This window comes from Geomonas diazotrophica, from assembly GCF_019063885.1.
In the GTDB taxonomy this organism is placed as follows: Bacteria; Desulfobacterota; Desulfuromonadia; order Geobacterales; family Geobacteraceae; genus Geomonas; species Geomonas diazotrophica.
Genome location: NZ_CP077684.1, coordinates 4,577,798 through 4,597,611 on the forward strand (window position 1 = coordinate 4,577,798; position 19,814 = coordinate 4,597,611).

At 61.0% G+C, this 19,814-nt stretch carries 21 protein-coding genes; 14 read left to right on the forward strand and 7 right to left on the reverse strand.

All coding sequences use genetic code 11. The annotated features are described in order from the left end of the window. Positions 1-17: 17 nt before the first annotated feature. Both KP003_RS20250 and ku read right to left on the reverse strand, forming a co-directional pair. Positions 18-746, reverse strand: a complete 729-nt coding sequence (locus KP003_RS20250) for an SRPBCC family protein (RefSeq protein WP_216497091.1) — start codon at positions 744-746, stop codon at positions 18-20. Positions 747-993: 247 nt separating this feature from the next. Then, positions 994-1,770, reverse strand: coding sequence for a non-homologous end joining protein Ku (gene ku, locus KP003_RS20255; RefSeq protein ID WP_216497090.1), 777 nt, complete (start codon positions 1,768-1,770; stop codon positions 994-996). 193 nt (positions 1,771-1,963) lie between these two features. On the opposite strand from ku, the gene KP003_RS20260 reads away from it, so the two are divergent. The 6 genes from KP003_RS20260 (at position 1,964) to KP003_RS20285 (ending at position 6,027) form a co-directional block, all read left to right on the forward strand. After that, positions 1,964-3,589 (forward strand): AsmA family protein, encoded by a 1,626-nt coding sequence (locus tag KP003_RS20260; RefSeq protein ID WP_216497089.1) that lies wholly within the window; start codon positions 1,964-1,966, stop codon positions 3,587-3,589. Between the two features lie 40 nt (positions 3,590-3,629). Further along, on the forward strand, positions 3,630-3,782 hold the full coding sequence (locus tag KP003_RS20265) for a DUF3309 family protein (protein WP_199393418.1): 153 nt from the start codon (positions 3,630-3,632) through the stop codon (positions 3,780-3,782). 29 nt (positions 3,783-3,811) lie between these two features. Next, positions 3,812-3,997 (forward strand): DUF6496 domain-containing protein, encoded by a 186-nt coding sequence (locus tag KP003_RS20270; RefSeq protein WP_216497088.1) that lies wholly within the window; start codon positions 3,812-3,814, stop codon positions 3,995-3,997. A 45-nt stretch (positions 3,998-4,042) separates the two neighbouring features. Continuing rightward, positions 4,043-4,606, forward strand: a complete 564-nt coding sequence (locus KP003_RS20275; protein WP_216497087.1) for a quinol:electron acceptor oxidoreductase subunit ActD — start codon at positions 4,043-4,045, stop codon at positions 4,604-4,606. Between the two features lie 102 nt (positions 4,607-4,708). Beyond that, a complete protein-coding gene (locus KP003_RS20280; protein WP_216497086.1) occupies positions 4,709-5,221 on the forward strand; it encodes a hemerythrin domain-containing protein in 513 nt (170 codons plus the stop codon). A gap of 422 nt (positions 5,222-5,643) precedes the next feature. Further along, positions 5,644-6,027, forward strand: coding sequence for a response regulator (locus tag KP003_RS20285; RefSeq protein WP_216497085.1), 384 nt, complete (start codon positions 5,644-5,646; stop codon positions 6,025-6,027). Between the two features lie 20 nt (positions 6,028-6,047). Here the strand turns inward: KP003_RS20285 and KP003_RS20290 are convergent, their stop codons facing one another. The 3 genes from KP003_RS20290 to KP003_RS20300 form a co-directional block, all read right to left on the reverse strand. After that, positions 6,048-6,899: an HDOD domain-containing protein gene (locus KP003_RS20290; protein WP_216497084.1), complete on the reverse strand. Its 852-nt coding sequence runs from the start codon at positions 6,897-6,899 to the stop codon at positions 6,048-6,050. Between the two features lie 40 nt (positions 6,900-6,939). After that, complete coding sequence (locus KP003_RS20295; RefSeq protein ID WP_216497083.1) at positions 6,940-8,835, reverse strand: GspE/PulE family protein; 1,896 nt, start codon at positions 8,833-8,835, stop codon at positions 6,940-6,942. Positions 8,836-8,950: 115 nt separating this feature from the next. Beyond that, positions 8,951-9,142 (reverse strand): twin-arginine translocase TatA/TatE family subunit, encoded by a 192-nt coding sequence (locus tag KP003_RS20300; protein WP_015718486.1) that lies wholly within the window; start codon positions 9,140-9,142, stop codon positions 8,951-8,953. Between the two features lie 174 nt (positions 9,143-9,316). On the opposite strand from KP003_RS20300, the gene KP003_RS20305 reads away from it, so the two are divergent. Beyond that, positions 9,317-9,766 carry a response regulator gene (locus KP003_RS20305; protein ID WP_216497082.1) on the forward strand — a complete coding sequence of 150 codons (450 nt, stop codon included), beginning with the start codon at positions 9,317-9,319 and terminating at the stop codon, positions 9,764-9,766. A 45-nt stretch (positions 9,767-9,811) separates the two neighbouring features. Beyond that, positions 9,812-11,800, forward strand: coding sequence for an excinuclease ABC subunit UvrB (gene uvrB, locus KP003_RS20310; protein WP_216497081.1), 1,989 nt, complete (start codon positions 9,812-9,814; stop codon positions 11,798-11,800). Between the two features lie 138 nt (positions 11,801-11,938). Here the strand turns inward: uvrB and pcnB are convergent, their stop codons facing one another. After that, positions 11,939-13,381, reverse strand: coding sequence for a polynucleotide adenylyltransferase PcnB (gene pcnB / locus KP003_RS20315; protein ID WP_216497080.1), 1,443 nt, complete (start codon positions 13,379-13,381; stop codon positions 11,939-11,941). Between the two features lie 105 nt (positions 13,382-13,486). Between pcnB and KP003_RS20320 the strand changes: the two genes are divergently transcribed. From KP003_RS20320 to KP003_RS20340, 5 genes are all read left to right on the forward strand, one after another. Next, on the forward strand, positions 13,487-13,789 hold the full coding sequence (locus tag KP003_RS20320) for a nitrous oxide-stimulated promoter family protein (RefSeq protein ID WP_236026673.1): 303 nt from the start codon (positions 13,487-13,489) through the stop codon (positions 13,787-13,789). 130 nt (positions 13,790-13,919) lie between these two features. Next, positions 13,920-14,699, forward strand: a complete 780-nt coding sequence (locus KP003_RS20325; RefSeq protein WP_217300194.1) for an ATP-binding protein — start codon at positions 13,920-13,922, stop codon at positions 14,697-14,699. Positions 14,700-14,846: 147 nt separating this feature from the next. Beyond that, entirely contained in the window at positions 14,847-15,449 is a 603-nt protein-coding gene (locus KP003_RS20330; RefSeq protein WP_216497077.1) for a peroxiredoxin, read from the forward strand. A 166-nt stretch (positions 15,450-15,615) separates the two neighbouring features. Further along, positions 15,616-16,026: an exosortase system-associated protein, TIGR04073 family gene (locus KP003_RS20335; protein WP_216497076.1), complete on the forward strand. Its 411-nt coding sequence runs from the start codon at positions 15,616-15,618 to the stop codon at positions 16,024-16,026. Positions 16,027-16,029: 3 nt separating this feature from the next. Next, a complete protein-coding gene (locus KP003_RS20340; protein WP_216497198.1) occupies positions 16,030-16,401 on the forward strand; it encodes an exosortase system-associated protein, TIGR04073 family in 372 nt (123 codons plus the stop codon). Between the two features lie 258 nt (positions 16,402-16,659). On the opposite strand, the gene KP003_RS20345 is transcribed toward KP003_RS20340, so the two are convergent. Further along, on the reverse strand, positions 16,660-16,899 hold the full coding sequence (locus KP003_RS20345; protein ID WP_199387369.1) for a hypothetical protein: 240 nt from the start codon (positions 16,897-16,899) through the stop codon (positions 16,660-16,662). A gap of 277 nt (positions 16,900-17,176) precedes the next feature. Here KP003_RS20345 and KP003_RS20350 point away from each other — a divergent pair, with 277 nt between their 5' ends. Further along, positions 17,177-19,666, forward strand: a complete 2,490-nt coding sequence (locus KP003_RS20350) for a TIGR03960 family B12-binding radical SAM protein (protein WP_216497075.1) — start codon at positions 17,177-17,179, stop codon at positions 19,664-19,666. Positions 19,667-19,814 lie beyond the last annotated feature (148 nt).

Sequence of the window (19,814 nt, forward strand, 5' to 3'; positions counted from 1 at the left end):
GCCCGGCGGGATCGCGTTTATTCGACCGTGCGCCGTGCCGTGGTTTCCTCGCCCACTTCCAGGATCTGCTTCAGCCTTTTCAGATCCTCCTCGAGCTGCTGGGCGTTGATCCCCCGGGCCAGCTTCGCAGCCGCCCTTCCCGCACCGCCGCCGGGGGGGTAGTAGTCGATGGTCACCTTCACCTCGGTCCCCCGGTGTCCCGGCGCCTCCTTGAACTCCACGCTCCCCTTGTTGGGGACGTCCGCCTCGCCCACCGAATGCCAGCTGATCTGCTGGCCCGGCGTGTCCTCCATCATCTCGGCGTCCCATTCGGCTCTGATCCCGCCCGGCCCGATGGCTCTCCAGTGGGAGGTCCGGGCCCCGGTCACCTGCACCGACTCCAGGTGCTTCATGAAGCGGGGGAGGTTCTCGAGGTTGCGCCAGAATTCGTACACCTCTTGCGGCGGCAGCCCGATGGTGACCGCCTTCTCTATGGTCAGGGCGGAGTTGCGCGTGTGCACCGTGTCCATCCCCATGGCGTCGTAGATCCCGCAGTGTCCGGTCTGCCCCCGGTACAGGAACATCCCCCCGGCCAGCATCATGGCGAGCCCCGAGGCGTAATTTCTCTTGCTGATGCACCTGAGCCCCGAAACCGCCAGGGCCGCACCGCCGATGACGGACGCCTTCCGCTCGGCGGGACCCACGTTTACCCGCGTCTCTCTTCGCCACTCTCTCGACTGGCTGCGTTCGGTTTCACTCGGTTCCATGCCTTATCCTCCCTTGGAAGCTGATGGCGCTTGTTCTTATTAAAGGTGCCGGTTTTTGAATTAGAACAAGCTAACACAAGAGGGGGCGATTGCAACGGGGTCGGTCGGAATTATGGGCGTTGGCGGAGTCCGTTGTTCGAAGCTATGGGAATGGAAGGGGACTATGGGGAGGCGTTGCGCGGGGGCTCCCTCCCCCGGAGGGGGAGGGAGGGGGTAGCTGGAAGACGGCGGGGGCGGATAGCGCCGGCTACGCCGCTTCTTTCCGCTTCTGCTTCAGGCTCTCCTTCAAAAGGGCCATCATGTCAGCCACCTTCGGCGGAGGCGGGGCCTTGGCCGGTGCCGGCTGGCGCCCCTGCGCCTTCTCTTCGATCAGCTTTTTCAGGTCGTCGATGTACTGGTCCCTGTACTTCACCGGGTCGAACTTCACCGTCAACTGGTCGATCAGGGACAGGGCCAGGGCCACCTCCTGCTCCCGCACCTGCTCGTTGCCGGGCAGCTTGAGATCCGAGGCGTCGCGCAGCTCCTCGGCATACCGGATCTGGTTCAAGACCAGCAGGTCGTCCAGCGGCCGGACGATGCCGAGGCTGCCGCGGTTTCTCAGGACGTAGTAGGCAACCCCCACCTTGCCCGACCGCTTCAACGCCTCCCTGAGCAGCGCATAGGCCTTGGGACCGCTTTTGTCAGGCTCGAGGTAGTAGGGCTTCTCGAAGTAGCGGGTGTCTATCTCTTTCTCGTCGATGAAGTCGACGATGTCGATCAGGTGGGTCTTTTCCAGGCTGGCGTTTACGAAGTCCTCGTCGGTCAGCACGATGTACTCGCCGTCGCTGTACTCGTACCCTTTGACGATCTCCTCGTAGGGGACTTCCTTGTTGTCGGTCTTGCAGACCCGCAGGTACTTGATTGGGCAAAGATCGTTCTTACGCAGCATGTCCAGGTCCAGAGAGTTGCTCTGGGAGCCGCTATAGAGTTTCACCGGGATGTTCACCAGTCCGAAGCTTATCGAACCGGACCACATAGCTCTCATGTTTGACCTCCTCGGGTGCAGACTTTCATTGCCGCCGCGTCGGGTGCAGGCACAGCTGGAATTTTACCATGATTGAAGGCGGGGGGAGGGGTAAAGCGCTCCCCGCGATTGACAACAGGCATGCAATGCATACATTTATTAGCGTGCCTTTACTTTGCTTGGACTCCTCCATCTGCAACTACAGGAGATCGTTATGGTTGAACCGAAGGAACCGGCGCCGCGCGACACTCGACACGGGCTGGCCGTCCCGAAGGTCCTGCTCTGGATCGTGGGGATAATGGTCTCCCTCGTCCTCATCGCCTTCATCGCCAGCTTCTTCATCGATGAACCGTTGCGGCGCACCACGGAAAAGAAGATGAACCAGAGCCTCAAGGGGTACAAGGTCAGGCTCCCCAGACTGCACTTCAGCCTGATCGGCCTCTCTGTAACCCTGAAGGGGTTGACGATAACCCAGGAGGCGCACCCGGAGCCGCCGGTGGCCGAGTTTCCCTACCTAAGGGCCAGCGTCCAGTGGCGCGAGGTATTGTCCGGGAGACTGGTCGGCGACATGAGGGTCGACGGGCCGAAGATCCATGTCGACTTGCAGCAGCTGAAAAGCGAGGCCGCCAGCAAGGTACCCATGAAGCAGAAGGGATGGCAACAGGCCTTCGAGGCGATCTACCCTCTGAAGATCAACCTTTTGAAGATCACCGATGGAAGCCTCACCTACATCGATGAGGACCCCAAGCGACCTCTGAAGCTCACCCACCTGAACCTGTCGGCCAACAACATCCGCAACATACACCTGCCGGACAAGGTGTACCCGTCCGATTTCCAGATGGAAACCGACATCTTCGGTACCGGGCATGGTCGGGTGGAGGGACGGGCGGACTTCCTGGCGGAGCCGACCCCCGCGGTGAAGGCCGTTATCGAACTCGCCAAGGTTCCCATCGCCTATTTCGCCCAGTTGGCCGCCCGCTCCAACGTCAGGATCGAGGGGGGCGTCCTGAGCGCGAGCGGCGACGTCGAGTTCGGCCGCAAGGTGCAGACGGCCCGGCTCAAGAACCTGAACATTAACGGCGTCAGGCTCGACTACATCCACACCCCGGAGACGGCCCGCGCGGAGGCGAGAAGGGCGGAGAAGGTGAAGAGGGCGGCCAAGGAGGTGAGCAACAAGCCGAACCTGGTACTGACCATCGAGCACTTCATCCTGACCGACGCCAACGTGGGGTTCATCAACGACTACGGGGGCAAAAAGGTCCGCCTTTTCCTGTCGGACGCGAACCTCTACCTCGACAACTTCTCCAACCAGTTTTCCAAGGGGCCGGCCAAGGCCAGGCTCTCCGGCAGATTCATGGGGAGCGGCGTCACCGAGGCGACGGCTACCTTCCGCCCCGAGGACAAGGGGCCCGACCTCGACCTCTACCTGAAAATCGACAACACCCAGCTCGTCTCACTGAACGGCCTGCTGCGCAGCTACGGAAACTTCGACGTCACCGCCGGCACCTTTTCGCTGGTCACGGAGCTGCACGTGAAGAACAACAGGGTGAACGGCTACATCAAACCCTTTTTCAAGGACATGAAGGTATATGACCGGCGCCAGGATAAGAACAAGGGGTTCTTCCACAGGGTCTACGAGATGCTGGTTGGGGGAATCGCCAAGCTGCTGGAAAACAGGCCGCGGGACCAGGTAGCGACCAAGGCGGACATCTCCGGCCCGGTGCAAAACCCGAGGACCAGCACATGGCAAGTCGTGGTGGAGCTGATCCGCAATGCCTTCATAAAGGCCATTCTGCCCACCTTCGAGAGGGACGTCACCGCGCTCGGCAAAAGGAAGTGATGCAACAGCAGCAGATTCCCGGAGGGAAAAGGAGGAAGACATGAGGTTGATTCTGCTTGTGATCGTGATCTTGCTGCTCGTCGGTTCACTCCCCACCTGGCCCTACAGCGCCGGATGGGGTTATTACCCAAGCGGAGGCTTGGGGCTGGTCCTGCTGATCCTGTTGATCCTGGTGCTATTGGGGCGCATCTAGAAGGTCGCAGGACGAAGGAGGAAAAGGTCATGGCGAAATACGGCAAGAAGGCGCAGGAAACGGTGCACGAGGTGATGGACAAGTTCAAGAAGGGGGAACTGAAAAGCGGTGGCAGCGGCAAAAAGGTGACCGACCGCAAGCAGGCGGTGGCCATCGGTCTTTCGGAGGCGCGCGAGAAGGGAGCCAAGGTGCCTGAGCCTCCGGAGCATAAATAAAGCGGGCACCGCCAAACCGGCAGCACCAGAAAAAGGAGGTTCATCATGGCAAAGAACACGGCAGTTTTCGGTATCTACCGCAGCCGCGACAGCGTTGAACAGGCAGTAGAGTCGCTGCGCGCGGCGGACTTCCGCAACACGGACATCTCGGTCCTGTTTTCCGAGAACGTAGGCACCAAGGACTTCGCCCATGAAAAGCACACCAAGGTTCCGGAAGGCTCTACCGCGGGTGCCGGCACCGGCGCGGTGATCGGCGGGGCCTTGGGGTGGCTGAGCGGCATAGGCGCCCTGGCCATCCCGGGCGTCGGCCCCTTCATCGCCGCGGGGCCGATCGTCGCGGCGCTGGCAGGCGTGGGCGCAGGCGGGGTGATCGGCGGGGTCGCAGGGGCGCTCATCGGCATGGGCATCCCTGAGTACGAGGCCAAACGCTACGAAGGGCGGGTGAAGGAAGGGGGGATCCTTCTTTCCGTGCACTGCGACAATGCGGACTGGAAAAAGCGCGCCATCGAAATTCTGAAGCAGACCGGCGCAGCCGACATCGGCTCGGAAGGCGAGTCCAAAGCGGACTTCGCCAGCTCCGACAAGCCCAAGCCGAGGGGGATGGCATAGGAGCGGTAACGAAAATCCGGGTAGTAGCAACGCGGGGGCGAACGGAAGTTCGCCCCTACATGTATGGGTGCCATTTGCCGTGGCGCCTAAAGGAGACAGCAAATGCCTACAGGCCAGAAGTCGAGCGAGTCGCAAAGCAGGGCGGAGATGACCATCTTCGACCTGCTGAAGCAGGACCACGAAAAGGCCCGCTACCTTTTCGACAAGGCGGAAAAGGCGGGCAAGAAGGAGATCTCCTCACTGCAGAAGCTGTTCTCGCAGTTGGAGGAGGAGCTGGAACTGCACATGGAAGGGGAGGAGCGCTTCTTCTATAGCGCCCTGGAGCAGAACGAGGAGATCCGCGACAAGGTGCTGCAGGCGTTCGAGGAGCACCAGGTCGCCAAGGCCATGCTGGGGACCTTCCAATCCCTGGCGGTGGATGACGAGCGCTGGGTGGCGAAGCTGAAGGTGCTCGGCGAGATCGTCGAGCACCACATGCAGGAGGAGGAGAAAGAGGTGTTCAAGATGGCGAGGAAAGCGCTCGGCAAGGAGCAGCAGCACGAAATTGCCCTGGCATTCCAAAGAAGCAAGCGGGAAGGGCGCAAGTCCTCACGCGGAGCACCGGTCGAGGGATAGCGTCGACCAAGCGGACAACAAGGGCGTCGCGTCTGTGTGAACTCACTGCCGCGGCGCCTTTTTTTTGTATGACTTTCGAAAAACCCTATTTGTGTATTGGTTAATGTATGATATAAAATTATCCCTGACTCAGAGGTTGGTTCTGTCAATGTCATAGCCTAGGTGGCTGCTCTCAATACTCCTCAGTTTGTGCCCGGTTGTGGCCGCAAAGCCAGCGAAATGGCGGCCGCTGACAGATGTTTGGATGGCGTGACGCTGGAAGATGAAAACCAATCGGCAGCAGGGCTGGAGCGCGAGCGACAGTCTGATTTGTAAAAATACGTGTTAAATAAAATTTAATTCAATTCACCCGGGAACCGTCGAATAACCAACCCTCGTGTGACAGTGAGAAAGGACCCTGGATGGCAGTTTTTGGAGGCGCTATGCAAGAAGCTGAGATTTTGCTGGTCGAAGATAACAGCAATTGCGAAGAACTCGCCTTGCGGGCCCTGAAGAAAGCGGGCTACGACAAGGTGACGGTTGCGCGCGACGGGGCTGAAGCGTTGGGGATGCTCCTGGGAGAGGGGACGAATTGGGGGGGGCACCATGAACCCAACTTCGTGCTGCTGGACATGAAGCTGCCGAAGATCGACGGGGTCGGGGTGCTGCAGCGGCTGCGCAGCAACGACCGAACCAAGGCGCTCAAGGTCTTCGCGCTCTCCTCCTCGGAAGATCCCAAGGACATAGAGCAGTGCAAGAGCCTGGGAGTGGTGGCCGTTCTGCCAAAGCCGCTCAACCCGGAGCTGCTCAAGCGGTGGCTGCACTAAAATAGGGACGCCGCCCGATCTTATTCCGCTGAAATGGGGACGGCGAGCGCGTCCTCGATGACGATCTCCAGCTCCGCCAGGGCGGTCTCCTTGAGGCCCAGCACTTGTGCCTCGCCGGAGGCGAAGAGCAGGACCGAGGGGTCGCGGTTCATCCCGATGCCGAGCTTGCGGCACGCCAGGTTCGCAAGCCGCACCATGGCCAGCAGCACGTTGCCCTGATCCCAGCGCTCCTGCTGGTGTCCGGCGACGATGTCGCAGTAGATCTGCGGCATCTGCCACTGCACCATGAGCTGGTACCCCTGCTCGACGTGCAGCGTCGAGAGCACCTCCCTCAGCACCGCCTGGCTGGTGACCCCGTTGAAATGCTGCTCACGGCCCACCTCCTCCATGCACTTCAGGAGGAACAGTTTGCCCAGGTCGTGCAGCAGCCCTCCCAGGAAGGCCTCCTGCGCCTGCGCTGCGAACCCCACCTTTTGCGCGAGCCACTTGCTCCCCACCGCGCAGCAGAAAGAATGCTTCCATAGCGTCTGCATCACGGCGTTGTACCGGGTGTCGTTGGAGCGGTACAGGTCCTGCTGCGTGGTGACCATGGCCAGGTTGGCCACCTCGTTGGCGCCCAGCCTGATGATCGCCTCCCGGATCGTGCTCACCTTGGTAAGCCCGGCGTAGAAGGCGGAGTTGGCCGCCCTGAGGACGCCGGTGGCGATGCCGGGATCCGCGTTCAGTAGCTGGTGCACCTCCTTGATGTCGAAGTCGGGACGCGCCAGCGCCTGCTGCAGCCTGATGGCTACCACGTGGAACACCGGGATGCTGAGGCTTCCCTCCGCGAGCCGCGCCTTGATCACCTCAACGATCGAGGTTTGCTGGTTCATGTCAACTGCTCTCCTTGCACTGTGCATCTCTTGCCTTCCCTCAGTATCCGAGGATGCGCCGGAGTTCCATGAGCGGCCTGGGCGTGCCTATGCGGGGAAGGTCGCGCAGCACCTCGTGGACCGATATCAGCCCGTTGGCTGCCTTCACCAGGCCGTCCTCGAACAGGGTCACCAGCCCGGAGGTCTCCATGCTGAGCCTGCGGATCTCGGCTGAGGACCGGTTCTGCAGGATCGCCTCCTTCACCGGTTCATTCAGGACCAGGAGTTCGAAAACGGCGCTCCTCCCCTTGAATCCGGTGAATCGGCAGTTGGTGCACCCCCTGCCCGCCCGGAAGTTGGCTCCGGCCAGGTCCTTGGCCGACATCCCCATCCGTCCGTACTCCGCCGGTGCGGGGATGTAAGGCTCGGCGCAGTCGTTGCAGACCAGGCGCAGCAGGCGCTGGGCGACCACGCAGACCACGGTGGAGGAGATCAGGAACGACTCGATCTGCATGTTCATCAGCCGCAGCAGGCCGCCGATGCTGTCCTCGGTGTGGAAGGTGGTGAGCACCTTGTGGCCGGTCAAGGCCGCCTGGATGGCGGTCTCGGCGGAGAAAGTATCGCGGATCTCTCCGAGGACGATCACGTCCGGGTCCTGGCGCACCATGTGGCGCAGGGTTTCCTCGAAGGTCACCCCGATCTTGTTGTTAATGGAGCATTGGGCCACCCCCTCAATGACGTACTCCACCGGGTCCTCGGCCGTGATGATGCTGGTGTTGATGTTGTTCAGGTGGCTCACGCAGCCGTAGAGGGTCGAGGTCTTGCCGCTACCGGTGGGGCCGGTGATGATCATGACCCCGGACGGGGTCTCCAGGGCGTCCTCCATGAACTGCTTGAGCATGCGCGGCGCCATGCCGATCTGCGAGACCTCGAGGATGGCCTCCTTCTTGTTCAAAAGACGCAGTACGATCTTCTCGCCGAAGATGGTGATGTAGAAGGAGACGCGCATGTCGAGGTTGAAGCCGTGCAGCCGGCTCTCGTAGATGATGCGACCGTCCTGGTGGCGCCTCTTTTCGGCGATGTCGGCCTGGGCCATGACCTTGATGCGAGAGGAGAGCTGCGGCGCGAGGTCGAGCGACAGCTCCATGTGCGGCATCATGACCCCGTCGTGGCGCAGCCGTATGCGGAGCCGGTCCCTGAGCGGCTCGATGTGGATGTCACTGGCCCCCATGGTCATGGCGTCGTCGAAGAGCTTGTTGATCATCCCTACCACGGTGCTCTCGTCGGGCACGGTGGTATCGTCGCCGGCGGTTTTTTGTGCCGCGGCGATGGCGGAGAGGATGGCGGTACGGGTGGCGATGGCAGGCTTCACGTTCCTGCCGAAGATCTTTTCGGCTGACAGACGCGAGTACTTCTCCAGGGGGTTGGCGAAGGCTACCAGCGTCGCCCCCTCCTCGTCGACGGCGTAGGGGACGAAGAGTTCGTCCCGGAACACCTCGAAGGGGGCCTTGGCGAACAGTTTTCGGTCCAGTTTGCGGAATTCCAACTCCGCCATCGGGAAGCCGAGCTGGAAGGAAAGCACCTCGGTCAGCCTGCGTTCCTCGATGAACCCTTTTTCCACGATGATGTCCCCGAGCATCTTGCGCGGGGTGCCCCCTTCCTTTTGCAGGTTAAGCGCGGTGAGGAGTTCGCTTTGCTTCAGGTAGCCGAGTTCGACCAGCAGGTCGCCGATCCGGATGGAAAGGCTGTTCTCGCGCAGGGTCCGCACCACGTCCTCGCGCTTTATGTACTCCAGCTCCTGGAGCACGTCGATCAGTGTCTTCGTGGATTGCAACTTCCCGTGCACGCGCTGGGCATAGAGAAGCTGTTGGTTGGTGATGACGCCGGTGGCAACCAGGAGCTCTACGATCTGTCCGGTGCCCGGGGGGGCAGGGGCGTCTTTATGGTGTTTTTTCATGATTATTCCGGTGTGACGGCCTGATCTGCCGATATGCCGCGCCAAAAAACAAAAGGTCCCCGCTAGCTGCAGCGGAGACCTCGGAACGACGGGGACGCAAACTAATGAGCTGGAGCTAGCTCCCTTTCTTATCGTCATCCGGGCGGCCGGCTTTAATCTCAATTTCGTCCTTGCCGCTGGAAGCCTTCTTGAAGTTCCTGATGCTCTTGCCGAGCGCTCCGCCGATCTCCGGGAGCCGGCCGGCTCCGAACACCACGAGCACGATCACCAGGATAATAATGAGCTCCGGCATTCCGAATCCAAACATATGACCTCCCTTTGTGAATTGCGTAAGATGCTGCAGTATCGCACAGGGGGAGCGGAAAAATCAACAGTTGGATTAAGATTGGTCTGAGAACGAAATTATTAAAAAATTATTGTAAACGCGTTAAAAGTTTGTTACAAACTTGCTGCCGCTATCTCTCTAGCAAGGAGGACTCCCGTGAACAAGATGATCCTGCTGGTCGAGGACAACCCTGACGACGAGGCTCTGACCCTCAGGGCGATACGCAAGCACATGCCGTACGGCATCGTGGTAGCGCGCGACGGCGCCGAAGCGCTGGAGCACCTATTCGGTACCGGGCGCAACGCCGGGGCCGAACAGGCGCCCACGCCGCTTCTGGTGCTGCTCGATCTGAAGCTCCCCAAGGTGAACGGTCTGGAGGTGCTGCGTCGCATGCGGGAGGAGGCGAAGACCCGCTCCATCCCGGTGATCGTGTTCACCTCGTCCACCGAGGAGCAGGACATCCTGGACAGCTACCGCCTGGGCGCCAACAGCTACATCCGCAAACCCGTGGACTACGGTCAGTTCTGCGAAAACATGAAGCAGGTGATGAACTACTGGCTGAGCGTGAACCAGCTTCCCCCGCACCGGACCTGCACCGCGGCCTGATCCCCTTGTTGCCAAGCCGCACCTCATCCTGTTAATATCCTGCGCATGGACAAATTCGAACTGGTAACGGGCTTCCATGCGCGGGGTGACCAACCGCGCGCCATCGAAGAGCTTTCCGAAGGGGTGCTGCGCGGCGACCAGCACCAGGTCCTGCTCGGGGTCACCGGCTCCGGCAAGACCTTCACCATGGCCCAGGTGATCGCCCGGTGCAACCGCCCCGCCCTGGTGCTCGCCCCCAACAAGACCCTGGCGGCCCAGCTCTACGGCGAGTTCAAGGAACTGTTCCCCAACAACGCCGTCGAGTACTTCGTCTCCTATTACGACTACTACCAGCCTGAAGCCTACATCCCCTCCTCGGATACCTTCATCGAAAAGGACTCCTCGATCAACGACGAGATCGACAAGTTCCGCCATGCCGCCACCAGGAGCCTTTTGACCCGGCGCGACGTGATCATCGTCGCTTCGGTCTCCTGCATCTACGGCATCGGTTCGCCGGAGTCGTACCAGGAGATGCAGATCCGGGTGCGGGAGGGGGACGATCTGGGGCGCGACGAACTCCTAAAACGCCTGGTGGAGATCCAGTACGAGAGAAACGACGTCGACTTCCACCGCGGCAGCTTCCGGGTGCGCGGCGACACCGTCGAGGTGTTCCCGGCTCACGACGACGAGCGCGCCATCAGGATCGAGTTCTGGGGGGACACCGTCGAGGCCATCTCGGAGATCGATCCCCTGCGCGGCGTGCAGATCCAGAAACTCCCCCGCTTCGCCATCTACCCGGCCTCGCACTACGTGGCGAGCCGCCAGACACTGGAGCGGGCGGTCGAGCAGATCAGGGTCGAACTGGAGGAGCGCATCCGCTACTTCAAGGACCAGAACATGCTCCTGGAGGCGCAGCGCATCGAGCAGCGCACCTTTTTCGACATCGAAATGATGGAGCAGATGGGCTTTTGCCAGGGGATCGAGAACTATTCGCGGCATTTCGACGGACGCCTGGCGGGGGAGCCCCCCTACACGCTCATCGACTACTTCCCGGATGACTTCCTGCTGGTGGTGGACGAGTCACACATCACCGTATCGCAGGTGGGGGGGATGTACCGCGGGGACAGGAGCCGCAAGGAAACACTGGTGAACTTCGGTTTCCGGCTCCCTTCGGCCCTGGACAACCGGCCGCTGACCTTCCAGGAGTTCACCAGGAAGCTGAACCAGACCGTCTACGTGTCGGCGACCCCCGCCGATTACGAGCTTAAGATGTCCGGAGGCGTCGTGGTCGAGCAGCTGATTCGCCCCACCGGCCTCATCGATCCTGTCATCGAGGTACGTCCCGCGGCGGGACAGGTGGACGACCTGCTGCACGAGGTTCGCCTCACCGCCGAGCGGGGGGAGCGCATCCTGGTGACCACCCTGACCAAGAGGATGGCGGAGGAGCTCACCGACTACTATCGGGAGCTCGGGATCCGGGTGCGTTACCTCCATTCGGACATCGACACCTTCCAGCGCATGGAAATCCTGCGCGACCTGCGGCTGGGGGAATTCGACCTGCTGGTCGGCATCAACCTGCTGCGCGAGGGGCTGGACCTCCCCGAGGTATCGCTGGTGGCGATCCTGGACGCCGACAAAGAAGGGTTCCTGCGTTCCACCCGCTCGCTGATCCAGACCTGCGGCCGCGCCGCGAGGAACGTGTCCGGGCGCGTGCTCATGTACGCCGACAAGGTGACCGGCTCGATGCAGTCCGCCATCGACGAGACCATCAGGCGCCGGGAGCTGCAGCAGGCGTACAACCTGGAGCACGGCATCACCCCCGAGAGCGTGAAGAGGCTGATCGGCAACGTGCTGCAGGCCCCCGAGGAGAAGGACTGGGTCACCGTCCCGGTCAAGGGGGAGGAGTTCCTCAATCCCAAGGACCTGGAAAAGACGTTGAAACGGTTGAGAAAAGAGATGCTGGCGGCGGCCAAGGCCCAGGAGTTCGAGAAGGCGGCGGAGCTGCGCGACAAGATCAAGCGGCTCGAAGTGGCGGAAATAACCAAAGGCAGTTGACGGTTGGGTTGACATTGGGTCACGAAAAAGCCCCTCGATCCCGTGCTACGGGTGAGGGGCTTCTTTTATTCGGTGCCAGGACGATTCCGGAAAGGTGCCCTGTCCCCCCTCCCGTCGAGGGAGGGGGGAGCGTTGCGCTTATTCGGGTGCGCCCCCGGGCTTTTTGCGCCGCCTCCGCCTGCGCCGCTTCTTCTTGGGCGCCTCTGCGTCGGCTGCAGCGGCTTCGTTCCCGCGTTGCGGCGCGGGTTCCAGTCCCTCCGCCTGCTGAACGGCGTAACGCTCCCACCACTCGGCCAGCGACCTCTTCGGCGGGGTGAGCTGCTCCATGAAGCGGAGATACTGCAACGCGTCCGGGAAGACGGGACGCCCCAGCACGCCGCGGCCGTTCCTGCCAGGGGTCTTCTGGAAGCGGTGCTGCATGTTCAGGATGTCGCGCACCGCAACCAGCACCCGGTTGGGCACCGAAACGGTCGGCGCGAGTTCCCCGGCAAAGGCAGCCACCGCTGCGTCGGTTGCCTGTTGCGGTGGAAGCCCCTCGTCGCGAAACTGCGCCACCTTCTCTTCCAGGTATTCCCCGAACATCAGGGCGATCAGCAGCGGCGGGGTGACGGCGATCCCCTGGCCGATCTGGCTGTCGGCCCATTCAAGCGCCTTGCCCACCCGGACATGGGGATAGCAATCCGACTCGCGGGAAAGCCAGGCGTCGAAGTGCGGGAAGAGCGGCTCGAACAGCCCGCAGTGGCGCATCATCTGGTAGGTCCGCTCGCCGGCCCCCATGAGGAGCAGTTTCAGCACTTCCTCGTAAAGGCGCGGCGGCGTGGCCTTGTTGATGGTGCCGCAGAGTGCCTCGATGGCGGCCTCGGTCCGGGCCTCGATGTTGAAGCCGAGCATGGAGGCGAACCGGATCGCGCGGATCATGCGCACCGGGTCCTCGGTGAAGCGGACCATGGGGTCGCCGATGGTGCGGATCAGCCCGTTTTTGAGATCCTCCATCCCCCCCACGTGATCGATGATGGAGAAGTCGGCGATGTTGTAGAACAGGGCGTTGACGGTGAAATCGCGCCGCACCGCGTCCTCTTCAGGGGTGCCGAAGACGTTGTCCCTGAGCACCATGCCGTCCTCGCTCTTCAGGATGGGAGGACCGTGGTGGTGCCGGCGCCTTCTCCTGTCGCGCTCCTCTTCAAGCTGCTCTGCCTCGGGAGGAGCCTCGACGAGCTCCTCGGGCAAGGCCTCGGCGGCTTCCTCGAGGGATGCCTCCGCGGCATCGACGGTGGAGCGGAAGGTGGCGACCTCGATGATTTCGTCGTGGAAGTGGATGTGGGCCAGGCGGAAGCGTCGGCCGATCAGGCGGCAGTTGCGGAACAGCTTCTTGAGCTGGTTGGGGGTTGCATCGGTGACGACGTCGAAGTCCTTGGGCTCGCGCCCCAGGAGCAGGTCCCTGACGCCGCCGCCCACCAGGTAGGCGATGAAGCCGTGCTCCCGGAGCTTGTAGAGCACCTTGACGCCGTTGGGGCTCAGTACGGAGCGGGAGATCGAGTGCTCCGCGCGCGGGATGATGACTTTTTCCATGTTAGTGTTCATTCGCGGAAAATTAGCATAAATCCGCAGCAAAGGCAAAGGGTGCGGAGTCAATTTAATTGACTTTGGTCATGACGAAACTGGATTGCTTCTGTTATGGTGGCGATCATGGAAAAGACGCAGAAGCAGGAAAAAGACATCAGGGTACTGGAAACCTTCATCGGCTGCTACTGCCGCGGCAAGCACAAGAGCCAGAAGGGAGTGCTCTGTGAGGATTGCTCGGAGCTTTTGGCCTATGCCAAGCTGAAGCGGGAGAAATGCCCTCTCGACCCCAAGCCGACTTGCAAGCACTGTCACGTGCACTGCTACGGGAAGGTGCAGCGCGCCAAGATCCGCGAGATCATGGCCTACTCGGGGAAACACCTGATGCTGCGCGGTCGCCTCGATCTACTCTGGCACTACTTTTTCTAGAAGACGTTCCAGGTTCTACGTTAGAATCAGGACCTTCGAGCTTCGGAGCAACACAACAAAAGTCTTTCGGTTTTGACTTAGAACATAGAACATAGAACGTATAACTTAGAACGGATTTCGGGGGGTAAAGATGATCAGGAAAATTGTGCATATCGACCAGGGCAAGTGCGACGGCTGCGGGCTCTGCGTCCCTTCCTGCGCGGAAGGCGCCATCAAGATTGTGGATGGCAAGGCCCAGATCGCCGCAGACAACCTGTGCGATGGCCTGGGGGCCTGCCTGGGAGAGTGCCCCCAGGATGCGATCACCATCATAGAGCGTGAAGCGGACGAATTCGACGAAATTGCCGTAGAGAAGCATCTCGGCGCCCAGGGCGGAGCCCCTGCCGGGCACGGTCATGGCCACGGTGGTGGTCACGGTGGTGGTCATGGTCATGGTCATGGTCATGGTCATGGTCACGGCGGTGGCGGATGCCCGGGCTCTCGCGTTCAGAGCTTCGCGCCGGCGCCGTCCGCGGCGGCGCCCGCACCGGGTTCGGTGCAGAGCCAGCTGGCGCAGTGGCCGGTGCAGTTGCACCTGGTGCCGGTAACCGCCCCGTATTTCAAGGATGCCGAACTGCTCATCACCGCGGACTGCGTGCCCTTCGCCTATGCCAACTACCACCAGGATTTCCTCGCGGGCAAGGCGGTGGTGGTCGGTTGCCCCAAGCTCGATGACAACAACGCGTACCTGACCAAGCTGACCGAACTGTTCCGCGTCTCCGGCATCAAGGGGATCACCGTACTCAGGATGGAGGTCCCCTGTTGCGGCGGCATCGTGATGGCGGCGCGCCAGGCCTTGGCTGCTTCGGGGATGGAGATCCCCTTCCGCGAGGTAACCATCAGTATCCGCGGAGAAATCGTGGAGCGTTAGAGGTCCGTCGTAGGATGAAATCGGACCTTCCTCAAGGCACAAAGGACAAATAGGACGCTTTTGATCTTTTTTGATTGACAGGGGATTGGACCACTGGTACAGTTGCTCCCATTAGAATCCCAATCAGCCGAAAGGAGAACAGCACCTATGAGTCTTACTACCTTGGTAACTAAGGAAGCCCCCGATTTCACGGCACAGGCGGTACTGCCCGATAACTCCTTCGCAGAGCTCACTCTGTCCAAATATCGCGGCAAGTACGTCGTCCTCTTTTTCTACCCGCTCGACTTCACCTTCGTCTGCCCCTCCGAGATCCTCGCCTTCAACAAGAGGGTGGCGGAATTCAAAGAGAAGAATTGCGAGGTGATCGGGGTTTCCGTAGACTCCAGGTTCACCCACTTGGCCTGGAAGAACACTACGGTGGAAAACGGCGGCATCGGCAACGTCCAGTACCCGCTGGTCGAGGACCTCGACAAGTCCATCGCCAGGAGCTACGGCATCCTGCTGAACGAGTCGGTTGCGCTGCGCGGGCTGTTCCTGATCGACACCAAGGGCGTGGTGCGCCATACCGTCATCAACGACCTACCGCTGGGGCGCAGCGTCGGTGAGGCCCTCAGGATGCTGGATGCGCTTCAGTTCGTCGAGACCCATGGCGGCGAAGTCTGCCCGGCCAACTGGCAGGAAGGTGAGGATTCTATGAAGGCTTCTACCGCCGGCGTCGCAGAATATCTCGCCAAGAAGCACGGCAAATAAGAAGCATCCACCCACAGTTTGAATAGAGAAAAGGCGCGGTTTCGCAACCGCGCCTTTTTTGTTATTGATCTCTACAATGATAGAGGTAGTGCCATCTTGCCAATGAAAGCCATCTATGTTACAAGAACATAGCATTTACCGACATGTAGCTCAAAAAGGAGTCGACATGCGTACCAAGGCGACCTTGTTATCCCTGTTGTTGCTCATGGTTTTTGCCACGTCTTCGTTTGCTTTGGAAGGTCAGCAGCCGGAGGCAATTGCCGAGAAGATGGCGTTCAAGCTGGTTCGAGGGGTGACCAATACGGCGACCTCGCTGGTCGAGGTGCCCAAGCAGTCCTACCTGATGGTACGTGACCGCGGCGGTATCGGCTACGTGGTCGGGCCGCTGAAGGGCGTGGGAATGGCCTTCTACCGCTTGTTGACCGGCCTGACCGAGACCGTCTTTTTCGCGGTGCCCCAGCCCGGCTATTACGACTCCATGATCACCCCCGAGTTCGTCTGGGAAGGTTGGGAAGAAAAACGGGTCGAACCGAGAGGCCAGAGTGAGGCTCAACCTGTTCCAGCCAAGGGAGAGTAGATGATGCAGAAGAGGTTTGTTTTCTTGGCCATACTGGCGCTGGCGCTGGTCCTGACGGCAGAGAAGGGACATGCGGCCGATACCCGCACCGTGGATACGGCCTCCCCGCAAGAGGTGGTGGACGGCATGGCCAACAAGCTGGTCCGGGGTGTTGCCAATATAGCGACCGGGTGGCTGGAGTTGCCGAAGCAGATCTATCTCACCTGCAAGGAAGAAGGAGCCGCCAAGTGTGTAACCGTTGGTCCCATAAAAGGGATAGGGATGACGCTGGTACGTACCGCATCGGGTGTCGGTGAGACGGCCACATTCTTCCTGGCCTATCCCGGTTTCTACGATCCGTACCTCGATCCGGCCTACGCCTGGCAGAAGGAGTAGGCGGACCCGGCAACGCTTCCCATTAATGCAAAAAAGATCCAAGGCCTGTTCCGCGACCGGAACCCTTGGATCTTTTTTTATGCCCGCAGCAACGAAGCGCGGAGCGGGCGACATCCTGTCCCCTCGCCCTCCGGGAGAGGGACTGGGGTGAGGGCGCTGCTATGGGAGAGGGTACGGGCTGGCGCCCTTTTTCTGGGCAGAAATAAAAAAGGCCGCATCGTGAGATGCGGCCTTTCGCAATTACCCGTTAAGGGGAAATTACTTTGCAGCCGGAGCAGCCGGAGCGGCCGGAGCAGCTTCTTTCTTCTCTTCTTTCTTAGCAGCGGCTTTCTTAGCAGCTTTTTTCTTCTTCGGAGCAGCTTTCTTAGCCGGAGCTTTCTCTTCTTTCTTAGCCTCTGCAGCCGGAGCAGCAGCCGGAGCAGCGTCAGCAGCGAAAACAACACCAGCGAAAGCAACAGCAACGAGAGCAGCAACTACGGAGGACAGAACTTTTTTCATGGTAATTCTCCTTGTACAAAATGGGTTGGTGTCTGGCATAGAGCAGGTTGCGTGCCAATCTCTCATTATAACCGTAAACACTGGAAAAAACGTGAGGCGACCCCAGGAGGGACCCGGGCTCTCATGAAAGCGCCGCCGCATATGCTCCAATGAGTACCGCAAATGCGGTATACTTTGTGGTGAACCGTGCCGATGCCGAGGGTATATTGCTTGCCAGCGCTTCGAATATTTTGTTATTATGTCCGGTCACGGCTGAGCCGGGCTATCTGGGGGATTTTTGAGCAATAACATACTTTTGTCAGTGGAAAAACCCGCCCGTTACATGGGTGGGGAGATGGGAACAGTTGCCGACCGGGAAGGGGCGCTCCGCTTTGTGCTCGCGTTCCCTGACGTATATGAGATAGGAATGAGTCATCTCGGGCTGCAGGTCCTGTACGGTGTCCTGAAAGAGGTGCCGTGGGTCATGCCCGAGCGCGCCTACGCGCCGTGGCCCGACCTCGAGGAGTCGCTGCGCGCCGAGGCGAAGCCCCTGGTCACGCTGGAAGCCGGTACTCCTTTGGCCGACGCCGACATTCTCGGTTTCACCCTGCAGTACGAGCTTTCCTACACCAACATCCTGAACATGCTGGATCTCTCCGGGATCCCGCTGCTTGCCTGCGACAGGCCCGAGGGGTATCCGCTCGTCATCGCGGGCGGCCCCTGCGCCTATAACCCGGAGCCCCTGGCCGACTTCTTCGATGCCTTCCTGATCGGCGACGGCGAGGAGGCGGTGATTGAGCTTGCCGACTGCGTGCGGACGGCGAAGGAGCAGGGGGTTGCCAAGGCGGAACTCCTGGAGCGCCTCGCCCGGATCGAAGGGGTCTACGTCCCCTCCCTGTTCGAGGTGAGCTATCACGACGACGGCAGGGTCGCGGCCATCACCCCGGTGAAGGAGTGGTGTCAGGGCGTGCGCAGGCGCTTTGTCGCCGACCTGGAGACCGCCTATTATCCGACCTCGCCCATCGTCCCGTTCCTGAAGACGGTGCACGATCGGGTGAGCGTTGAAATTTCCCGTGGTTGCACGAGAGGTTGCAGGTTCTGCCAGGCAGGGTATATTTATCGGCCTGTGCGCGAGCGCAGCCCCGAGCGGATCTTCGAGATCATGGAAGAAGCGCTGCACAACACGGGGTACGACGAGATTTCACTCCTCTCCCTCTCCACCGGCGATTACGGCTGCCTCACCCCGCTGCTCAAGGGGCTCATGGACCGCTACTCGGCCCAGAAAAAAGCGGTCTCCCTACCCTCTATGCGGGTCGGGAGCCTGAGCGACGAGATGGCGGAGGAGATCCGCCGCGTGCGCAAGACCGGCTTCACCCTGGCCCCCGAGGCGGGGAGCGAGCGGCTCAGGAGCGTGATCAACAAGGGGATCACCGAAGAGGCGCTGCTGGAAAACGCCCGCTCGGTCTACGGCAACGGCTGGCGACTGATCAAGCTCTATTTCATGATCGGCCTCCCCACGGAAACCATGGAAGACGTGGACGGCATCGTGGAACTCTCCCGCGAAGTGAAGCGGCAGGGGAAGTTTGCCGGCAACGGCGGCGACGTGAACGTCTCGGTTTCGAGCTTCGTCCCCAAGCCGCACACCCCGTTTCAGTGGGAGCCGCAGATCAGCGAAGCCGAGATCGTCGAGAAGCAGCGCTACCTGCGCGACGCCCTCAAGAAAAAGAAGCTGATCATGAAGTGGCAGGATGCCTCTCTTTCCGGCATGGAAGGTGTCTTCGCCCGCGGCGACCGCAGGCTTTCGAAGCTCCTGATCGAGGCGCATCGCCTGGGCTGCCGTTTCGACGGCTGGTGGGAACATTTCGACCGCCTGAAATGGGTGCAGGCCTTCGAGAACTCCGGTATTGACGCGAGCTTCTACCTGAGGCGCCGCGAGCTGGACGAGGTGCTCCCCTGGGACCACATCGATTGCGGCGTGACCAAGCCATTCCTGCTCAAGGAGCGCGAGGCATCGCTCGTCGGCGCCCCCACCCCCGACTGCCGCTTCGATCGCTGCACCGGCTGCGGTGTCTGCGATTTCAAGGAAATAAAGCTGCGACTAAACGAGCCGGTTCCCTTTGGCACCTACGCCAGCCAGGCGGCGGTACCGGAGACGACCGAAGAGGCGCAGAGGATCCGGATCCGTTTCGAGAAGGTTGGGCGGATGCGGTTTCTGAGCCACCTGGAGATGTTGACCCTGTTCACCAGGGCGGTGGGGCGCTCCGGCATCCCGATCCGCTTTTCGCAGGGGTTCCATCCCCACCCGAAGTTTTCCTTTGCCACCGCGCTCTCCGTCGGCATCGAATCCTATGCCGAGTACATGGATTTCGAGGTCGATGCCGGATATACGGCAGCCCAGCTGCAGGAAGCGCTGAACGCGACCCTCCCTGGGGGGGTGCGGGTGCTGGAGGCCCAGGAGATCGCGCTGCGGGCGCCGGCGCTGTCCGTCATCATGGACAAGGTGCGCTACCGCGTGACCCTCCCCGAGGAGCTGGCGTGCGACCTGGAGGCGAAGGCGGCTGCCTTCCTCGCCCTGGAGTCGTCGCCGGTCAAGCGCGAGAAGAAGGGGAAGTCGACCGAGTTCGACCTGCGTCACGAACTGGCCGAACTGAAGGTCGAAGGGCGGACCCTGGAGATGGTTGCGGGGCGCGGCAAGCTGCTCGAGTTCGCCAGCGCCATCCTCGGCGTCCCCGCCGACGCCCTCAAAGAGGTGCGGCTGGAGAAGCTGGAAGTGCTTTTCAAGGAGTAACGGAGCCGCGTTCTGTGACATCTGTAGGGGCGAATAATCATTCGCCCCCCTCAGCCACCCGTTGGCGAGGCTTACGCGCAGAGGTGTCGGCAGCGCCACCGGCTGGGCGAATAGTTATTCGCCCCTACAGGACGCATGCATGTAGGAC

Bases quoted from the DNA above. Each gene is read 5' to 3' on its own strand.
- KP003_RS20250 (WP_216497091.1), bottom strand. From the start codon at position 746: ATGGAACCGAGTGAAACCGAACGCAGCCAGTCGAGAGAGTGGCGAAGA.
- ku (WP_216497090.1), bottom strand. From the start codon at position 1,770: ATGAGAGCTATGTGGTCCGGTTCGATAAGCTTCGGACTGGTGAACATC.
- KP003_RS20260 (WP_216497089.1), top strand. From the start codon at position 1,964: ATGGTTGAACCGAAGGAACCGGCGCCGCGCGACACTCGACACGGGCTG.
- KP003_RS20265 (WP_199393418.1), top strand. From the start codon at position 3,630: ATGAGGTTGATTCTGCTTGTGATCGTGATCTTGCTGCTCGTCGGTTCA.
- KP003_RS20270 (WP_216497088.1), top strand. From the start codon at position 3,812: ATGGCGAAATACGGCAAGAAGGCGCAGGAAACGGTGCACGAGGTGATG.
- KP003_RS20275 (WP_216497087.1), top strand. From the start codon at position 4,043: ATGGCAAAGAACACGGCAGTTTTCGGTATCTACCGCAGCCGCGACAGC.
- KP003_RS20280 (WP_216497086.1), top strand. From the start codon at position 4,709: ATGCCTACAGGCCAGAAGTCGAGCGAGTCGCAAAGCAGGGCGGAGATG.
- KP003_RS20285 (WP_216497085.1), top strand. From the start codon at position 5,644: ATGCAAGAAGCTGAGATTTTGCTGGTCGAAGATAACAGCAATTGCGAA.
- KP003_RS20290 (WP_216497084.1), bottom strand. From the start codon at position 6,899: ATGAACCAGCAAACCTCGATCGTTGAGGTGATCAAGGCGCGGCTCGCG.
- KP003_RS20295 (WP_216497083.1), bottom strand. From the start codon at position 8,835: ATGAAAAAACACCATAAAGACGCCCCTGCCCCCCCGGGCACCGGACAG.
- KP003_RS20300 (WP_015718486.1), bottom strand. From the start codon at position 9,142: ATGTTTGGATTCGGAATGCCGGAGCTCATTATTATCCTGGTGATCGTG.
- uvrB (WP_216497081.1), top strand. From the start codon at position 9,812: ATGGACAAATTCGAACTGGTAACGGGCTTCCATGCGCGGGGTGACCAA.
- pcnB (WP_216497080.1), bottom strand. From the start codon at position 13,381: ATGAACACTAACATGGAAAAAGTCATCATCCCGCGCGCGGAGCACTCG.
- KP003_RS20320 (WP_236026673.1), top strand. From the start codon at position 13,487: ATGGAAAAGACGCAGAAGCAGGAAAAAGACATCAGGGTACTGGAAACC.
- KP003_RS20325 (WP_217300194.1), top strand. From the start codon at position 13,920: ATGATCAGGAAAATTGTGCATATCGACCAGGGCAAGTGCGACGGCTGC.
- KP003_RS20330 (WP_216497077.1), top strand. From the start codon at position 14,847: ATGAGTCTTACTACCTTGGTAACTAAGGAAGCCCCCGATTTCACGGCA.
- KP003_RS20335 (WP_216497076.1), top strand. From the start codon at position 15,616: ATGCGTACCAAGGCGACCTTGTTATCCCTGTTGTTGCTCATGGTTTTT.
- KP003_RS20340 (WP_216497198.1), top strand. From the start codon at position 16,030: ATGCAGAAGAGGTTTGTTTTCTTGGCCATACTGGCGCTGGCGCTGGTC.
- KP003_RS20345 (WP_199387369.1), bottom strand. From the start codon at position 16,899: ATGAAAAAAGTTCTGTCCTCCGTAGTTGCTGCTCTCGTTGCTGTTGCT.